This is a genomic window from Achromobacter sp. HZ34 (assembly GCF_002209485.1).
Classification (GTDB): Bacteria; Pseudomonadota; Gammaproteobacteria; order Burkholderiales; family Burkholderiaceae_B; genus Bordetella_C.
On sequence record NZ_NJIX01000009.1, the window covers coordinates 186,062 to 203,909 of the forward strand.

General features: G+C 64.2%; 11 protein-coding genes. 10 read left to right on the top strand and 1 reads right to left on the bottom strand.

All coding sequences use genetic code 11. From position 1 onward, the window contains the following. Positions 1-5 precede the first annotated feature (5 nt). The 10 genes from tssE (at position 6) to CEY05_RS31325 (ending at position 17,238) form a co-directional block, all read left to right on the top strand. Positions 6-491 carry a type VI secretion system baseplate subunit TssE gene (gene tssE, locus CEY05_RS28200; RefSeq protein WP_088600594.1) on the top strand — a complete coding sequence of 162 codons (486 nt, stop codon included), beginning with the start codon at positions 6-8 and terminating at the stop codon, positions 489-491. Between the two features lie 39 nt (positions 492-530). Continuing rightward, on the top strand, positions 531-2,366 hold the full coding sequence (gene tssF / locus CEY05_RS28205; RefSeq protein ID WP_088600595.1) for a type VI secretion system baseplate subunit TssF: 1,836 nt from the start codon (positions 531-533) through the stop codon (positions 2,364-2,366). Continuing rightward, positions 2,330-3,487, top strand: a complete 1,158-nt coding sequence (gene tssG, locus CEY05_RS28210; RefSeq protein WP_198952930.1) for a type VI secretion system baseplate subunit TssG — start codon at positions 2,330-2,332, stop codon at positions 3,485-3,487. Before tssF ends, tssG begins: the two co-directional genes overlap by 37 nt. Positions 3,488-3,501: 14 nt before the next feature. Further along, positions 3,502-6,234 carry a type VI secretion system ATPase TssH gene (gene tssH, locus CEY05_RS28215; RefSeq protein ID WP_088600597.1) on the top strand — a complete coding sequence of 911 codons (2,733 nt, stop codon included), beginning with the start codon at positions 3,502-3,504 and terminating at the stop codon, positions 6,232-6,234. A 37-nt stretch (positions 6,235-6,271) separates the two neighbouring features. Beyond that, positions 6,272-9,283: a type VI secretion system Vgr family protein gene (locus tag CEY05_RS31890; RefSeq protein WP_233161752.1), complete on the top strand. Its 3,012-nt coding sequence runs from the start codon at positions 6,272-6,274 to the stop codon at positions 9,281-9,283. Between the two features lie 11 nt (positions 9,284-9,294). Further along, positions 9,295-10,146, top strand: coding sequence for a hypothetical protein (locus CEY05_RS28230; protein WP_088600598.1), 852 nt, complete (start codon positions 9,295-9,297; stop codon positions 10,144-10,146). After that, positions 10,143-12,788, top strand: a complete 2,646-nt coding sequence (locus tag CEY05_RS28235; RefSeq protein WP_088600599.1) for a T6SS effector BTH_I2691 family protein — start codon at positions 10,143-10,145, stop codon at positions 12,786-12,788. Before CEY05_RS28230 ends, CEY05_RS28235 begins: the two co-directional genes overlap by 4 nt. A 17-nt stretch (positions 12,789-12,805) precedes the next feature. Further along, positions 12,806-13,735, top strand: coding sequence for a DUF6708 domain-containing protein (locus CEY05_RS28240; RefSeq protein WP_088600600.1), 930 nt, complete (start codon positions 12,806-12,808; stop codon positions 13,733-13,735). A gap of 46 nt (positions 13,736-13,781) precedes the next feature. Then, positions 13,782-16,421 (top strand): T6SS effector BTH_I2691 family protein, encoded by a 2,640-nt coding sequence (locus CEY05_RS28245; protein ID WP_304528862.1) that lies wholly within the window; start codon positions 13,782-13,784, stop codon positions 16,419-16,421. Between the two features lie 289 nt (positions 16,422-16,710). Further along, positions 16,711-17,238 (top strand): DUF6708 domain-containing protein, encoded by a 528-nt coding sequence (locus CEY05_RS31325; protein WP_158219444.1) that lies wholly within the window; start codon positions 16,711-16,713, stop codon positions 17,236-17,238. A gap of 82 nt (positions 17,239-17,320) precedes the next feature. On the opposite strand, the gene CEY05_RS28260 is transcribed toward CEY05_RS31325, so the two are convergent. Continuing rightward, entirely contained in the window at positions 17,321-17,779 is a 459-nt protein-coding gene (locus tag CEY05_RS28260; protein WP_088600603.1) for a GNAT family N-acetyltransferase, read from the bottom strand. Between the last annotated feature and the right edge of the window lie 69 nt (positions 17,780-17,848).

Below are 17,848 nucleotides of genomic sequence, written 5' to 3' on the forward strand. Positions count from 1 at the left end.
GCGGTATGAAGGGATTCGAGCCCAGTCTGTTCGACAAGCTCTTCGGCGTCGAAGGTGAAACACCGCATGCCCTGCGCCGGTTGTCGGTGGAGGAGATGAAGGACACGGTGGCGCGCGACATGGAGGCCCTGCTGAACACCCGCATGGTGTTCACGGAGGAGACCCTGAAGCGTCTGCCGGAATGCCAGCGTTCGGTGCTGACGTACGGGCTGGCGGATTTTTCCGGCTTGAGCCTGGCCAGCCACTACGACCGCGAGCTGATCTGCCGCTCGCTGGAGCAGGCCATTGCGCGGCACGAACCGCGCTTGTCGCAGGTGCGCGTCATGTTGCTGGTCGACAGCCGCGCCACGTCGGTGCTGTATTTCGCCATCAACGCCATGCTGGAAGTGGGGCCGGCGCACGAGCCGGTGACGTTCGACGCCACGTTGCAGCCATCCACGCTGCAGTATTCGGTCAGCAAGGGCTGGGCCAAGACCGCGGTCGCCGCCTGACGGGCGCCAGCGACCGCCACGGCCCGGGGGGAAGGGAGTATGGAAGACCTGTTGCCGTATTACGAACGCGAGCTGAATTTCTTGCGCAGCTCGTCGCGCGATTTCGCCCAGCGCTATCCCAAGATCGCGTCGCGCCTGGGCCTGTCGGCCGAGAACAGCGAAGACCCGCATGTCGAACGCATGATCGAGTCCTTCGCGCTGCTGGGCGCGCGCATCAACAAGAAGCTGGACGACGATTACCCCGAATTCACCGAAGCCTTGTTCGAGGTGCTGTACCCGCATTACCTGCGGCCGTTTCCCTCGTGCTCGGTGGCGTATTTCGACGTCGGCCAGGTGGCGGCGCAACTCAGCGCACCGGCGCGCATCGCCCGCGGCACTGAACTGAAGTCGCACCCGGTACGCGGCGTGGCCTGCCGTTTTCGCACGGTCTACGACGTCACCTTGCTGCCGGTGGCCATCGGCGATGTCAGCTACGTCAGCAGCGCCAATGCCCCGGTCGGCAATCTGCCCGCCGGTGTGACGGGGCGCCTGTCGATACGCCTGGAATGCCTGGGCGAGGCGATGAACTTCGCCACCTTGCCCGCGGGCAAGCTGCGCGTCTACCTGCATGGCGAACCTTCTTTCGTGGCCGCCTTGCGCGACTGCCTGTTCCTGCGCACGGCCGCCGCCTACGTGGAATCGCGGCCGGGCCGCTGGGACGCCGTCACGGGAATCCCCATCCGCGAAGTGGGCCTGGCCGACGACGAAGCCCTGATCGACTATCCCGCGCGCTCGCATCCGGCTTACCGGCTGCTGGCCGAACACTTCGTCTTCGCGGAAAAGTTCAACTTCTTCGATATCGATCTGCAGGCCTTGCGCGGGGCCGTGGGTAGCGCACGCGCCTTCACCCTGCATCTGCCGGTGCGCGGCGTGCGTGCCGACTCCAATACCGCGCGCCTGCTGGAAAGCGTGGGCACGGACAATCTGCGGCTGGGCTGCACGCCGGTGGTCAACCTGTTCAACCAGCGTGCCGATCCGATCCGCGTCACGCACATGGCGGCGTCCTATCCGGTGGTTGCCGATGCGCGGCGCGCTTACGGCTACGACATCTACGCCATCGAGCGCGTGCGCCAGGTGCGCCAGAGCGCACAGGGCGAGTCGGTGGTCGAATTCCGCCCCTTCTATTCCCTGCAGCATGGCGATACGCCCGAAGGTGCCGGCCACTACTGGACGGCGCGCCGTGACGAGCTGGTGGCGCAACGCAGTCCTGGCTACGAAACCGAGATTTCCCTGGTCGACATCGATTTCGATCCGTCGGTGCCGCAAGTCGAGACCTTGAGCATCGACCTGACCTGCACCAACCGCGACCTGCCGGCGCAATTGGCGGCCGGCCAGCCGGGCGGCGACCTGTTCCTGGAAGGCGGCACGGTGGCGCGCGCCATCCGCATGTTGCGCCGGCCTACCCACAGCCATCGCTTTGCCCAGGGGCACGCGGCGCATTGGCGGCTGATTTCGCATCTGGCCTTGAATCACCTTTCCCTGGTGCAGAGCGGCCTGCCGGCCTTGAAGGAAACGCTGCGGCTGTACGATCTGGCGCATTCCGCGGTGTCGGCGCGCCAGATCGAAGGCCTGGTGGGCCTGGACTATCGTCCGGCCACCCACTGGATGGCAGGCGAACCCTTCGCCACGTTCGTGCGCGGCATCGAGATCCGCCTGACGCTGAACGAAGACAACTTCGTCGGCACCAGCCTGCACGCTTTCGTGGCGGTGATGAACCGCTTCTTCGGCCTGTATGTGCACGCCAACAGCTTCGTGCAGTTGGTGGTGCTGTCGCGCCGTAACTCCGATGAACTCCTACGGTGCCCTCCATGCAACGGCGACGCGATACTGGCGTAATCGAATCGCTGCTGGCCGAGCCGCAGCGCTACAAGTTCTTCCAGGCGGTGCGCCTGCTGGAGCGCTTTTTCCTGCGCCGCCAGGAAAGCCAGGGCCTGGGCCAGGGGTCGGGCCGTTCGCGCGACGCCGTCGTGGCGAATATGCAGTTCCTCAATTCGCCGTCACTGGGCTTTCCGGCCAGCGAGATCGCCGACGCCCAGGCCTACGACCGGGAAGGCAATGCGCTGGCGGATGCCCAGGCCATCAAGACTGCCGTGGCCAGTGGCGATGTGGCGCGGGTGGCGCTGACGCCGGCCTTCTTCGGCCTGCTGGGCGGCCAGGGCGCCCTGCCGCTGCACTATTCGGAAACCCTGGCGTTGCGTGAAAGCCTGAGCCGCGACCGCGGCGCCCGTGCCTTCTTCGACATCTTCGCCAACCGCGCCACTGCCCTGTTCTACGGTGCCTGGAAGAAATACCGCCTGCCGCTGCGCCATGAGTCCGAGCGCGACCATCACTACCTGCCCCTGCTGCTGGCCTTGGGCGGCCTGGGCCATCCTGCCCTGCGCGACCGCCTGCGCACGGGCGGCGGCGCGGTCTACGACGAGTCCATGGCGCACTACGCCACGGCGATGCGCCAACGCCCGGTGTCCGGCACCTACCTGCAGCAGGTACTTTGCGATTATTTCCGCCAGCCGCTGCGGGTCGAGCAGTTCGTCGGCAAGTGGTACACGGTGCCGCCCGAACGGCGTACTTCGCTGGGCAGCCCGGGCGCCGTCCTGGGCGTGTCGGCGTTTGCCGGCGACCGCATCTGGCAGCGCGACCTGCGCATGCGCATCTGGATAGGACCCTTGTCGGGCGCGGTGTTTACCGACTTCCTGCCAGGTGGCGAGCGGGCCCGCGCGCTGGAAAAGATGCTGACCATGCTGGCCGGCGTCAGTTTCGAATACGAAGTGCGCCTGATCCTGGCCAAGGAAGCCGTGACCGGCAGTTCGCTCGGCGGCGCCACGGACGCGGACGGTACGCAGGACGAGGCTGCCCAGGAAGGCGGCGGCGCACGGCTGGGCTGGAACACCTTCTTGTGCAGCGAAGCGGCCACCGAAGACCGCGACGATGCCACCTACGAATTGCACACCATTCACTAAAGCCGAAACCACATATGGCCATACCGCTGAAGACGCTGATCGCCAAACTGAACAACACCTGCCGCCAGGCGGCGGAACGTGCCGCCAACCTGTGCATGTCGCGCGGCCATTACGAGGTGGACCTGGAGCACCTGTTCCTGGCGCTGCTGGAGCAGGGCAATTGCGACGTGGGCGTGGTCCTGCGCCACAGCGATATCGATCCGATGGCGCTGGAAGCGGACCTGAATGCGGAGCTGCGCGGTTTCAAGGATGGCAACAGCCGTACGCCGGTGTTTTCGCCGCACCTGAGCAGCCTGTTCGAGCACGCCTGGCTGATCGCGTCCCTGGATACCCAGACCACCCGCATCCGCTCCGGCCATCTGCTGCTGGCGCTGTTGACCGAGCCTGACCTGGCTCAGCTGGCGCGGCGCGGTTCGACCCGTTTCGAGCAGGTCAAGCTGGATGCCCTGAAGCACGATTTCGACGGCATCACCGCCGGTTCCAGCGAGGGAGCCCAGTCGGTCGGTTTCGGCGATGACGCGGCAACGGCAACGGAGGGTGCGGCCAAGGGCGCGGCAGCGCTGTCGCAATCGCCCGCGTTGGACCAGTACACGACCAATCTGACCGAGCGGGCGCGCGAAGGTCATGTCGATCCGGTGATCGGCCGCGACGGCGAGATCCGCCAGATGATAGACATCCTGACGCGGCGGCGGCAGAACAATCCCATCCTGACCGGCGAGGCCGGGGTGGGCAAGACCGCCGTGGTCGAAGGCCTGGCCCTGCGTATCGTCGCGGGCGACGTGCCGCCGTCCCTGGCGAACGTGACGCTGCGCGTGCTGGACATGGGCCTGTTGCAGGCCGGCGCCAGCGTCAAGGGCGAATTCGAGAACCGCTTGAAGAACGTCATCGACGAGGTCAAGCGCAGCCCGTCGCCCATCATCCTGTTCATCGACGAAGCGCACACCATGATAGGCGCGGGCGGGCAGGCCGGCCAGAACGACGCCGCCAATCTGCTCAAGCCCGCCCTGGCGCGCGGCGAGCTGCGCACCATCGCCGCCACGACGTGGAGCGAGTACAAGAAGTATTTCGAGAAGGATGCCGCCCTGGCCCGCCGCTTCCAGGTGGTCAAGGTGGAAGAGCCGGACGAGGCGCTGGCGGCCAGCATGCTGCGCGGCATCGCCGCGCTGATGGAAAAGCACTTTTCCGTGCGGGTGCTGGACGAGGCGATTACCGCGGCGGTGCGGCTGTCGCATCGCTATATCAGCGGACGCCAGCTGCCGGACAAGGCGGTCAGCGTGCTGGACACGGCCTGCGCGCGCGTGGCCTTGGGCCATAGCACCACGCCGGCGCTGATCGACGATACGCGCCAGCGCCTGATACGCCTGGAGACGGAACAGGGGGCGCTGAAGCGCGACGCCGCCGCGGCGGGTGGGCATGAGGCTCGCCTGGATGAACTGGATGCGGAAATCGGCGCGGCCCGTACGGTGCTGGAACAGGCCGAGCAAAGGTTGGAGCAGGAACGCGAACTGACGCGGGAAATCCAGCTGCTGCGCCAGGGGCTGGAACAGGAGAGCGGCGCTGTGGCCGCCGATACGCCGGCGCAGCCCGGGGCCATTCCCACCAGCAAGCGCGGCGCGGACAACGCCGCCCATTCGGGCAAGGGGGCCCTGAGCCCGCGCCAGCAGGAGCTGGTGGCGTTGACCGCGAAGTTGCGCGACCTGCAGGGCGAATCCCCCCTGGTGCCCGTGTGTGTCGACGCCCAGGTCGTGGCCGAGATCGTCGCCGCGTGGACCGGCATCCCCCTGGGCCGCATGGTCAGCGACGAAGTGCGCACCGTGCTGGACCTGAAGGACACGCTGGCCGAGCGCGTGATCGGCCAGGACCATGCCCTGGATGCCATCGCCCAGCGCGTGCGTACATCGCGCGCGGGCCTGGAAGATCCGGACAAGCCCAAGGGTGTCTTCCTGTTCGTCGGCCCGTCCGGCGTGGGCAAGACGGAGACCGCGCTGGCGGTGGCCGACATTCTCTACGGCGGCGAACGCAAGCTCATCACCATCAATATGAGCGAGTACCAGGAAGCGCACAGCGTGTCGGGCCTGAAGGGCTCGCCGCCGGGCTACGTGGGCTATGGCGAAGGTGGTGTGTTGACCGAAGCCGTGCGGCGCCAGCCCTACAGCGTGGTGCTGCTGGATGAGATCGAAAAAGCCCATCCCGACGTACTGGAGCTGTTCTTCCAGGTGTTCGACAAAGGCTTCATGGACGATGCCGAAGGGCGTGAGATCGACTTCCGCAACACCCTGATCATCCTGACGTCCAACGTGGGTTCCTCCACGATCATGCAGGCTTGCCTGAACAAGGACGGGGAAGAAGAAAAGCCCGATCCCGACGCGCTGCACGAGGCCTTGCTGCCCGCGTTGTACAAGGCCTTCAAGCCGGCCTTCCTGGGACGCATGAAGACGGTGCCCTATTATCCGGTGGACGACGACGCGCTGGCGCGCATCATCGAACTGAAGCTGCAACGCATCGCCACCCGGGTGCTGGGCAACCATCGCGCCGTGTTCGAGTGGGACGATGCGCTGGTGGAGGCGGTACTGGCACGCTGCACCGAAGTCGATACGGGCGCGCGTAACGTCGACCATATTCTCAATGGCACCCTGTTGCCGGAAATCGCCGAACAGGTGCTGGCGCGCATGGCCGAAGGTGAGGCCATCAGCCGCATCCGCGCCAGCGCCGGCGAGAACGGCGACTTCAGTTTCCAGGTGCAGTGAGGGGCGCAGCCAGCGTGCGTCCAGGAGATCGATCATCATGCCCAGCGTAACCGCAGACCTTTCGCGCTTGTTGACCGCGGCCTTCGAGCAAGGCAACCGTCTGCTCGACCTGTCCACGCCGCTGGGCGCCAACCGGCTGCTGGCGCAGGCCATGCACGGTAGCGACCATATCAGCGACGGCGGTTATCGGCTGGAGATCACGGCGCTGTCCGACGATGCCCATATTCCCCTGAAGGATCTGCTGGGCCAGCCGGCGCAGCTGTCCTTGCAAAGCGCCTTGGGACGAGATGCCCCGCGCGTCTGGCATGGACACGTCACGCAAGCCTGGTTCGATGGCGCCAACGGCGGGCTGGCCCGCTACCGCCTGCGCCTGGAGCCATGGTTGGCGTTCCTGCGTGAGCGCCGGGACAGCTATGTCTTCCAGGACATGAACGTCTGCGATATCGTCGAGAGCATCTTCAACGATTATCGCAACCAGGGCACGCTGACGCCCGCCTGGCGCTGGACGTTGAAAGACCGGTCGGTGTACGCCAAGCGCAGCCTGACCATCCAGTACCGCGAATCGGATTTCGACTTCGTCGAACGCCTGCTGGCGGAAGAGGGGCTCTATTACTGGATCGAGCATCAGGCCGGCCAGGGTGACAGCGCAGGCAGCCACACGGTGGTGATCGCCGACTACAACGATGCGTTCAAGGCCGGCCCGCAGGAAAGCGTGCGCTTCCACCGTGCGGACGTGACCGAGACCGAAGACACTATGCAACGCTGGGGGCGCACGCGCCGCTGGCTGACCAATGGCGTGCGCCTCGCCAGCTGGGATTACCGGGGGGCCAGCAGCCGGGTGGTGTCGGTGCAGGCGGCCGGCGACGACTTGCACAACAAGATGGCTTTGCTGGATGCGGACTATCCCGGCCAGTATGCCTTCGAGGACGACGCCCAGGGCGACCGGCTGGCACACAACACGCTGGCCGCGCTACGCGTGCCGGCATCCACCTACGAAGGCGCCGGTACCGTGCGGACGCTGGCGGCCGGACAGCGCTTCACGTTGACGGACCATTACGCCAGCGCCGATGGGGCCGAAGGCAACGGCTTCCTCGTGCTGCGGGTGGAGCATACCGCGCGCAACAATCTTCAAGCCAGCCTGGGCCAGGCGTTCGAGGACCTGGGCGGCGGGATGGCGGGGGCCGCGTCGGCTGCCCTGGGCATGGGCGCCGGAGCGGGCGCGTCGCCTTCGGCGGTCGCCGCGCGTGTGGCCCCCACTGCAGTTGCGAAAGGCGCGGCCAATGGCGTCGCCAAGGCGGGTGCCGATAGCGCAACGGATTTCTACCAGAACCGCGTCACCGCCATCCCCGCGACCGTGGAGTACCGCAACGCCACGCTCGACGGCCATGGCGAGCGCATCCATCCGCGCCCGACCATTCTGGGCACGCAGACCGCCTTGGTCGTCGGCGCCGACGACCCGGTCCATACCGATCGCGACCATCGCATCCGCGTGCAATTCCATTGGCAACGTGGGGCCACGTCCAGCAGCCGTCTGCCGCATCCGGCCGGAACCGACAACGCGCCCGCCAAGAGCGACCTGGGTGCCTGGGTGCGCGTGGCCGAACCGGTGGCGGGCGGCGATTGGGGCGGTCATTTCGTGCCGCGCGTCGGCCAGGAAGTGCTGGTGCAATTCCTGCATGGCGACGTCGACCGCCCGGTGGTGGTAGGGGCCGTGTACAACGGCGCGGGCGGGGAAAACGCCGCCTACAACCAGGTGCAGTCCGGCGCCGCGCGCAGCACCGGCAACGCGCCTGCCTGGTTCGCCGGCACGGATGGCGCGCATGCTCACAACGTGGTGCTGTCCGGGTTCAAGTCGCAGGAGCTGGCCAGCAGCGCCGGCGGCTCGGGCGGTTACAACCAGCTGGTGATGGACGATACGCCGGGCCAGTCGCGCCTGACCGCATCGACCACGCAGCAGGACAGCCGCTTGAACCTGGGCCGCCTCAAGCAGCAGAACGACAACGAGCGCCTGGACGATCTGGGCCATGGCGCCGAATTGGCGAGCAAGGCATCGCTGGCGGTGCGCGGCGGCCAGGGCCTGCTGGTCAGCGCCGATGCGCGCCCCAATGCCAGTGGCGCGGCGCTGGACAGCAGCGAAGCGGCGACCAGTCTGGACATGGCCGCTGAATCGGCCCGGAGCCTGGCCACGTCGGCCGTGGCGCAGCAGGCCAAGCTGGACCAGGAAGGCGAGCCCGCCGAGCTGCCGGCGCTGAAAGGCCTGACGCACGTCGGAGAAGTGCTGCGCCAGACACAGACGCGCCCGCGCGTCAGCAGTGGCAGCAGCGGCGCGTCCGCCGGCAGCAACGCTTCAGCCAGCGCGGCATCGCCAGCCGGCGGTGCGTCGGCAAGCAGCGCATCGTCCGCTGGGGGATCGTCCGGCGGCGCGACGGCAGGCAGCGCTGGCGGCGACGCCGCGGACGCCGGCGCGGCAGGTGGCGATACCGCCACCGCCTACGGCGAAGCGCATTTCCAATTCAGCGCCCCGGCCGGCATCGGCCAGTACACGCCGGCCAGTGCCTTCCTGGTGGCCGGCTCCACGCTGGTCCATGTCGCCCCCGACGTCAACTGGAGCGCCATCGGCGACGTGGTGACCGACGTGGCCGGCGGCATCGTGCTGTATACGGACGGCAAGGGCGACGATGGCGGCAGCCGTCCGGCGAACCAGAAAGGCCTGCTGCTGCACGCAGCCGCCGGCAAGTTCAGCCTGCACGCCCAGCAGGACGCCGCCACCCTCAATGCCCGCGACACCGTGACGCTCAGCTCCACGCACGCCACCGTGCAGATCGACGCCAGCACCCACATCCTGGCGACCGCCGGCGGCGCCTATATGCGCCTGGAAAACGGCCAGGTGCAACTGCACGCGCCCGGCAAGGTCACCTTCCACGCGGGCTCCCATTCCTGGCAGGGACCGCAGTCGGCGCAGGCCAGCGCCGGTTTCGGTGGCGGCCCCTTGTGCGATGCGCGCGTGCGCGGTGCGGCCCAGCAGGGCGGCGCCGTCGTGCCGATCTAGGCGGACGGGCGATGTCGCTGGTCTACGCCGATCTGCGCGAATATGCCTACGCCATCGCCGATGGCGTGTTGGCGCGCACCGGCCCGGCGCGCATGGCCAGCCAGACCCTGGTGCCGGCGCAGCTGACGCGCAGCGCCGGCGTCATGCCCGTGCTCTACGACATTGCCGGCGCTACCCCGCTGGTGCGCGAAGCCGCGCTGGTCCTGGCCCTGGCGCAAGAGGCCGACGGCGACGACCTGTGGTTGTGCGCGCTGCTCGATGTCGACGAGAACGTGACCAAGGCTGTGCTGGCGCAGGCGCTGACGACGCGCCTGGTCCTGCCATTGCCTGGCGTGGGGCCGTGCTTCTTCCGCTATTTCGATCCACGGGTGCTGGTGCAGTTGCAATGGCTGTTCACGCCGGCGCAGATGGCCTGGTTGATGGGGCCGGTGCGCCGCTGGAAATACAGCATCGCCGGCGCCTGGGAAGAGATGTCCAGGCCCGCGGTATTCGCCGCCGAGTCGCCCGGTATCACCGCGCACCAGGCCTTCGCCCTGCAGCGCATGAACGTGATCAATACCCTGCTGGAACGTTTGCAGCCGGCGTCGGTGGCGGCTTATCGGAGCACGGGCCAGGTCATCCTGCGTCACCTGGAGAAAGCCCGCGACCATGGCCTGCACCGTCTGCAGGACCAGGAGGAATACGCCTGGCACGGCCTGACCGTGCATCCCGACTTCGACCGTCATCCGCTGATGCAGGAAAAGCTGGCCAACCTGCCCGCGGACGCCGATTTCCCGTATCGCGTGGCGACGGCCGATCTGCGGCCGCAAGACTTCGACCGCATACGCGACGACTTGAACGACCCCAGCCGGACATCCGTATGAACGCACCCTCGACCGATCCCCCCAAGCACAACGGTCCGTACGTCCCATGCAAGGAAGACTGTCCGTATCATCGCGTCGGACTGCCGATCTTTCCCGTGCGTTATTCGGTGTTGCGTAACAACGAGCACTCGCCCGCGCCGTTGTCGGGCGACTTGCTGGCGAGTTCGCTGGTGTCCGCGGACAAGAACCTGGGTGCTTCGGCCCGCTATGGGTTGCGTCTGCTGCGTCCTGGCTACTTGTATGTTTACGACGAGGCCCGCAAGGTTCTGGAGGGCTATTTCGTCAATGGCGACAACACGCTGTACAAGTTCAACGTGGACAAGCCGTTGAAAGATGGCGAGAACAATTTTCCCTGCAAGACGGCGGAGCATCAGGCGATGGCGTCGATGATCACCATTCCTGATGCGAACCGCGCCACCAGGGTGTGGCTGACATTGTCGGACGTGCAATGGACCAAGGCGACGTGCGACAGGCATCGGGGGACCAAAGGGGAAGCCGAGCGCAAGAAGCATATGTTCGAGTTCGACGTGCAGGCGTGGCTTGGTGCAAAGAAGCATCCGCAGGCGAGCGCGATCACCGGTATCCGGAAGTGGGTCGCGGAGTACTTTTCGCAGTCCGACAGGGGCATGGATCATATTGCCCAGCAGGAGCAGTACGACTGGTCCACAGTGAACTGGATGAGCCGGCTGTCATGGATGAGCGGGTTGGTGGAGCAGGCGGCGGACTGGTATGCGCCGGGCAAGGGCGTCATGCTGGCCTTGAGCGACCCGACGGGGATCGCACAGGACATTGCGCGCCTGATGACCCATGGCTACCAGGCATTCACCCAGAATCAGGCTGACATTCGGCAGCTGACCGTGTCCAAGTCGATCGAGGGCCTGCGGGAGGCTATCGCAAACCAGGCGGAGACCGACTTGCTGGCTAGCGCCGACGAGGCGGCGGACAACATGGAGATATCCGGCACGATCTCGTCGGCGCCGGGCGGCGATGGTCCGGACATGGCGCCGCTGGCCGTATGGATAGCCGACCAGCTTATTCCTGGAAATCGCAAGAGGCGCATGGAGCAGGCGGAGAAAATCCGGCACCCGGGCGCGGCCGAACGCGAGACTGCCAGGAGAAACAGCTGGAAAGACTACCTGGACAAATACGATGAAAACGCGCGCCTGAAATGGCAGGCTGATTTCGACAAACGGCTCAAGGAGTTCGACGTAGGCACGATCGTGCCACTGGCGACCGCCCACGTTGCCTGGATGAAGGGACCGGACATGGTGTGCGGATTCCAGTGCAATTACGATCCCTTGGATGTGGACAGCGGGTCGGTCTATCAGGTGGTATTCCTGCTGTGCATCGCGGGCATCCAGGATAAGCGGGTCTGCTTCGACATGCTGCTCGACTGGCTGGTCGGACGGGAAACGGATACCGCCAATCTGTTGTTGCGGGCCATGGTGCTTAACCAGACCCCAGTGGCGGAGAAAGTTGAAGAGGCGGCCACCCTGACGATAGATTGGAAGGGGATTCGCTGGTATGACATCGCGGCTGTCTATGGGCGCGCGGTCGAGCGCTTGTCCAAGAATCAGGTCGACAGGGCGGCAGTGTGGCTCAAGGAGTCGCTGGGCCCGATAACGCGAGTGTTGAATTCAGGAGTCGATCACCCCTCGGCACGAGCCATGGCCGTGCGTATCGGCGTGATTACGCGAACACCGGTGCAGATCGTGGAAGTCGTCGGGAGCAAGAAGAAATTCCGCGCGGCGCTGATACGTGAGATCCTGAACCAGAGCGCCGGCAAGGTGGATCAGCGCAAATTGGAGCGTGCCGTTGCCGCCGAATTGCGCCGCTATGAGGTGGCCGGCGAGCAGATCGACGGCACGGACAAGAAACGCTGGTTTCGCCTGGTCGATTCAGAGGCGGCGGCCCGAGTGCCGGCCAGTGGCGATCAGAACGCGCGCGCGGCTGCCTTGGCGCAGGCCACCATGAGCATCGAACAATACGAGGCGATCGATATGGCGAACTGGCGCAAGGTGGTGAACACCGATGTACGTGTCGGCGCCGCCAATACCGTGTTCCAGGTCGTGGCCGTGTACAAGATGTGGAAGGATATGCAGAATCCCATGGATCATGAAAAGCCGGACGTTTCGTACAAATTCATCGCGGGAATGATCTCCACTGCTGGCGCCGCTGCTGAAACGCTGGGCAATGGCCTGATGGGCGTCGAAAAGCTCAGCGCCCAGCGCTTGGGGGCGAATCTGGGGGTTGATTTGGCCGGCAACGCAATCAGGATTGCGGGCAAGGGGACGGGTATCGTCATGGGGTTGGTGTTCGCGTACTTCGACTTCAAGACCGGACTTCAGCAGTTCAATGTAGAACGCAATGGAATGATGGGCGGGCTTTACATGGCGTCCGCGGTGTTGAGCGTGGGTCTTATCGCCGCGACGCTGTGGGGCACCGCAATCGTGGGCATCTTCCTGGCCGCGGCGCTGCTGGTGATTGTGCTTGTCATCGCCTGGAAGAGCGATAACAAGATCCAGGAGTGGCTCAAGCGCTGCTTCTGGGGGAGCCTCCAAGGCGTCCCTGGCGGCCGCCCTTATGGCTCGTTGCCGGAAGAGGTGAATAACCTGAATGTCGCGCTTGGCAATACCAATTAACGGGCACTCAGCAATAGATGGACAGCACTGGAATTCTCCCCAAGTTTCGCGTCAACCGCCCGCTGACGGAGTGGGAGCGCGACAAACACCTCAAGCAGAAGAAGCGCCTGGACGTCAAGTTGATTGCTCAGCTGTCCGTCATTCGCATGAACTCGCGCTGGCTGGAGTCCGTGGACCGCAACTACGGTACACGTGGTTTCATCACCATGTTCAGCCTGGTGCTGGTAGCGTTTTGTCTCTATGCAACGTTCAGTCTGCTCTGGTTGGTCGTTGGCGGCTCGGTGCCCAACGAAAACAGCCTGTGGCCGGTGATATTCACAAGCTCGGCCGTGTTCTTCCTGATGGCACTGGGCTTCCTGTGGATTACCCATAAAGAGGTTTTCCGGTATACCCATTACCCTCTTCTGTTCGACCGCGCGCACCGCAAGGTGCATGTTTTTCGCTTCGACGGCAGCGTGTTGAGCGTGGCATGGGACGACGTCTACTTCACCTTGGGACGGGGAACGTCGCCGGCAAATATGATGAATTGGGACGTGCGTGGCATGGTGCTTGACGCAGACAGAAGCACGGTGCGCGAAACATTCGCGCTCGCCATCGTGACCGGCTCCGAAGAGAACGCCCTGGGACATTGGGAATTCATCCGCAGGTATATGGAAGAGGGGCCCCAGTCCATGATCGAAGCCGTGCGGTTCTGCATGCCCATTTGGGACAAGAAGGAAACCAGCGCGTTCGCGCGGGAGCGCACGTTCGCGAACCAGTCGCAGGAGAAGGGCGGCGCGTGGCTGCTGTTGGCGCCTTTCAGCTTTCTACAAAGCCTGGGGCGCATGCTGGCCATGGCCACCAGCAAGATTCCACGGTGGCCCCCGGAAGTTGCCGCGATCATGACGACGGATCCTCAGGACCCCAACAACCGCGACGCCAGCATCAATCCACCTGATCTGCAGTGAGCCTCCTGCTTTCCTGCGATTTGAACGACTCTGGTAAGACAAGAATATGAACGCTCCGTCCTCCGCTCCTGCCCAACACAATGGCCCGTACGTCAAATGCGGGGAAGACTGCCCGTATCATCGAGTCGGACTGCCTATTTTTCCGGTGCGTTATGCGGTACTGCGCAATAACGCGAATTCGCCGGCACCCTTGGTCGGTGACCTGGCGCATCCTGGCCTGGCGGAAAAAGAGCGCCAGTTGGGCAACGCCGCCCGCTATGGTGTGCGCCTGCTGCGGCCAGGTTATCTGTACGTTTACGACGAAGCCAGCAAGAAGCTGGACGGCTATTTCGTCAACGGCGACAACACGCTGTACCGCTTCAACCCGGACAAGCCATTGAAGGATGGGGAAAATAACTTCCCATGCAAGTCGATGGAACACCAGGCCATGGCTTCGATGATCACCATTCCGGATGCCAGGAAAGCCACCAAGGTATGGCTGACGCTGTCCGATGTGCAATGGACCAAGGAAGTCTGCGACAAGCACCGCGGCGGCGCCGGCGAGGCGGAGCGCAAGAAGCACATGGTCGAATTCGATGTGCAGGCCTGGCTGGGGTCGAAAAAGCACCCGCAGGCGCATGAGATGGTCAATACCAAGAACGTGGTGGCCGAGTATTTCTGCCAGTCGCGCAACAATCTGGATTTCCCTGGCCTGGCGGATCAATTCGACTGGACCACGGTGAGCTGGATGAGCCGCCAGTCCTGGATGTACGAGATGGTGGAGAAAGCGTCCAACTGGTACTCCCCCGGTAAGGGCGTGATGCTGGCCCTGCCGGATCCGACCGGCATTGCGCAGGACATCGCCCGCTTGATGCGCCAACGCTTCGATGCCTTCACCAATAATTCGGCGGATATCCGTCAGTTGACGGTGTCCAAGTCGATCGAGTCTCTGCGCGAGATCGTGCAAGACAAGGCGGAGACGGACTTCCTCAATGAAGCCGATCGCAAAGCCAGCAATATCGCCATTTACGGCGACGACGCGCCGGTCTTCGCGGGGCCGGGCGGTATGGGCAATACGTCCCTTGGGCTGATCCTGGCCGATAAGCTGTTTCCTGACCAGAAGAAGGCGCGCATGGAGCGCGCCGAAGCTGCCCGGCATCCCGGCGCGCAGGCGCGGCAGACGGTGCGCAACGACAGTTGGAAGAAGTACCTGGAAGACTACAGCGAGCCGAATCGTGTAGCCTGGCAACAGGGCTTTGACAAGCGGCTCAGGGATTTCGATGTTTCCACCATCGTGCCTCTGGCTACCGCGCACGTTGCGTGGATGAAAAGCCCGGAGATGGTCTGCAATTTCCAGTGCAATTACGATGTGGAGGACATCGACAGCGGCGATGTCTACATGGCTGTTTTCACGCTATGCATAGACGGCGTGCAGGATAAAAAAATCTGCTTCGAACTGTTGTTGAACTGGTTGGTCGGCTGGGAAACCGACACGTCCAATCTGCTGCTGCGCGCGATGTTCCATAACCAGAACCTGATCACGCAAAAGGTCCAGGATGCGTCTCAGAATACGGTCGATTGGAAGGGTATCCCGTGGGGCAACCTGACCTCCATCTATTCGAATGCCATGAAGCGCCTGGGCGCGGGCGCCGATGACAGGGCCGCGCGTCTGGTCGCTCAAGTGCTTGGGCCGATCACCCGTATTCTCAAGGAAGGCGTCGATAGCCAGGTCGCGCAACGCATGGCGGTCCGCATGGGGGTGCTGTCCAAGTCGCCCGTGCAGATCGTGGAAGTGGTCGGCAGCAAGAAAAAGTTCCGTGCTGCGCTGATCCGCGCAACGTTGCGTCAGCACGATGGAAAAGTAGACCCACGCAAGATGGAAAAGGCGGTGGCAGACGAACTGCGGCGCCTGGAGATATCCGGCGAGAATATCGAGGGATCCGACAAGAAACGCTGGTTCCGCGTGGTTGACAGCGAAGCCGCGGCGGCGGTGCCGAAAACAGGCAGCGACGTAGACCGTGCCGCGGCGCTGGCGCAGGCGTCGATGAGCATCGAACAGTACGAGGCGCGCGAGTTGTCGCGCTGGCGGGCGGTGATCAATACCGATGTGCGTGTCGGGACGATAAGCTGCGTGTTCCAGGGGGTCGCCATGTGGAAACTGTGGAGTGACATGCAGTCCGGCATGGACCATGAGAAGGGCGATGCGTCGTGGAAGTTCGTGGTCGGCATCGCCAGTACGGGCGGTTCCATGGCCGAGGTGCTGGGCAACGCCATGGCCGGCCGCGCAACGTTGGGCATGCGCCTGGGCTCCGGGCTGGCAGTGGAAACTTCAGGGAAGCTGCTCGCGGAGTTCGGGGGGCGCATCGGCATCGTAACCGGGGTGATCATGGCCTTCTTCGACCTGAAAAGTGCCAAGGACCAGCTCACCACGGAGCGTAACGGGCTGATGGGTGGCCTCTACATAGCGTCCGCGGCACTGAGCATTGCCGTGCTGTGGGCTTTCGCGGCGGCGGCGACCGTCGTCGGCATCGTTCTCACCGTCGTCCTGGTGGTCGTCACCATCCTGATCGCCGTTTTCCAGGATAACAAAATCCAGGAGTGGCTGAAGCGCTGCTACTGGGGCAAGTTCCAGGGCCAGTCGGGCACCGACTATTACTATGGCCTGGACCAGGAAATGAAGAACCTCAACATTGCTTTGGGGCAATGACCAGCGCGTCGCCAATATCGGTCCGTTCGATTTGCGCAGAGCAGTCCGCTCAGGCGTTGGTGATCACGTAGCGCGGGAAGCCGCTGCGGGGCGTGTACTTGTCGTACAGGCCGCGTGCGCGGTAATTGTTTTCCTTGGTGTTCCAGCAGAGGCCGCCACGGTGGCGTGCACGGGCGAGGCGGGGGCCATGATGCGGGTCCGGGCGTGCTCGCCGCGCGTTTGATAAATCAATAAACGGCGTTGCCGCATAGTCATCAGCCGCAAGCGCATTACGGAATCGGCTGTAGCAATGGACAACACCGGAATCTATCCCAAGAACGGAACCGTGCTCAGCGTACCTTGGGACGATGTGTTCTTCACGCTTGGGCGAGGCAAGGGCATATTCGGCATGATGAACTGGGATTTGCGCGGTCTCGTGCTCGACAAGGACCGCAACACGGTTCGGGAAACCTTGGCCTTTAGTGCCGTCATCGACCAGGAGGCGGCGGTCGTCGCGCACTGGGAGTTCCTGCGTCGATATATGGAAGAAGGGCCTGCTGCTGTCATCGATGTGATCAAGTTCTGCATGCCGGTGGACGGGCAGCGCGAACCGGCGGCCGCCGGGCGCGAACGGATATTCGTCAACGATCTCGGCTCGTCAGGGGTGATGTGGTTGATCGCTTGGCCATTCAATACATTGCAGGCGTGGGTACGCTACCTGGTGATGCGGAGCAGCCGCATCCCGCAGTGGCCGGCAGACATCCCTGCCACGCTGACGGTGGATGCCGGCGATCCCTATGTGCGCGACGCCAGCATGAATCCGCCGGATTTGCGCTGAAGATCTGGCGGGCAGGCGCACTTACGAATCGCGTTTCAGCATGCCGTCGCAGTGCTGCGTGTGCTGCCGAAGCCGTCCGCGTTCAAGCGTTGTTGATCACGTAGCGCAGGAAGCCGCTATGGGGCGTGTACTTGTCGTAGAGACCGCGTGCACGGTAGTTGTTCTCAGCGGTGTTCCAGTACAACCGAGACCAATTGTCGGATTTCATCTTCGCTACCAGCCAGTCGATCAGTTTCTCCCCGACCCCTTGCGCACGAATCGTGGGATCGACGAAAAGATCCTGCAAATAGCACACTGGCGTGGGGGTCCAGGTGTTGTCGTGCAGGATGTAGTTGGCGATGCCGATGACCTGCTTGATGCCGTCTTCGCTGGACTCGGCGACGATCGCGTTTACCGACGAGGCGGGGTCCATGATGCGTGCCCAGGCACGTTCGTTGACTTCATCGCTGGGTTCGCGCTTGTAGAAAACCATGTACGCGTCGAACAATTCCTGCCAGCGCGCACGATCGGCGGCGGCAATGGGGCGGACGGTGACAGTCATGCGAAACCTCGGCTCGTGGATGGAATGCACAGGTGAGCAGGCATCTTACCCAAACCATGGAGCGGCAAC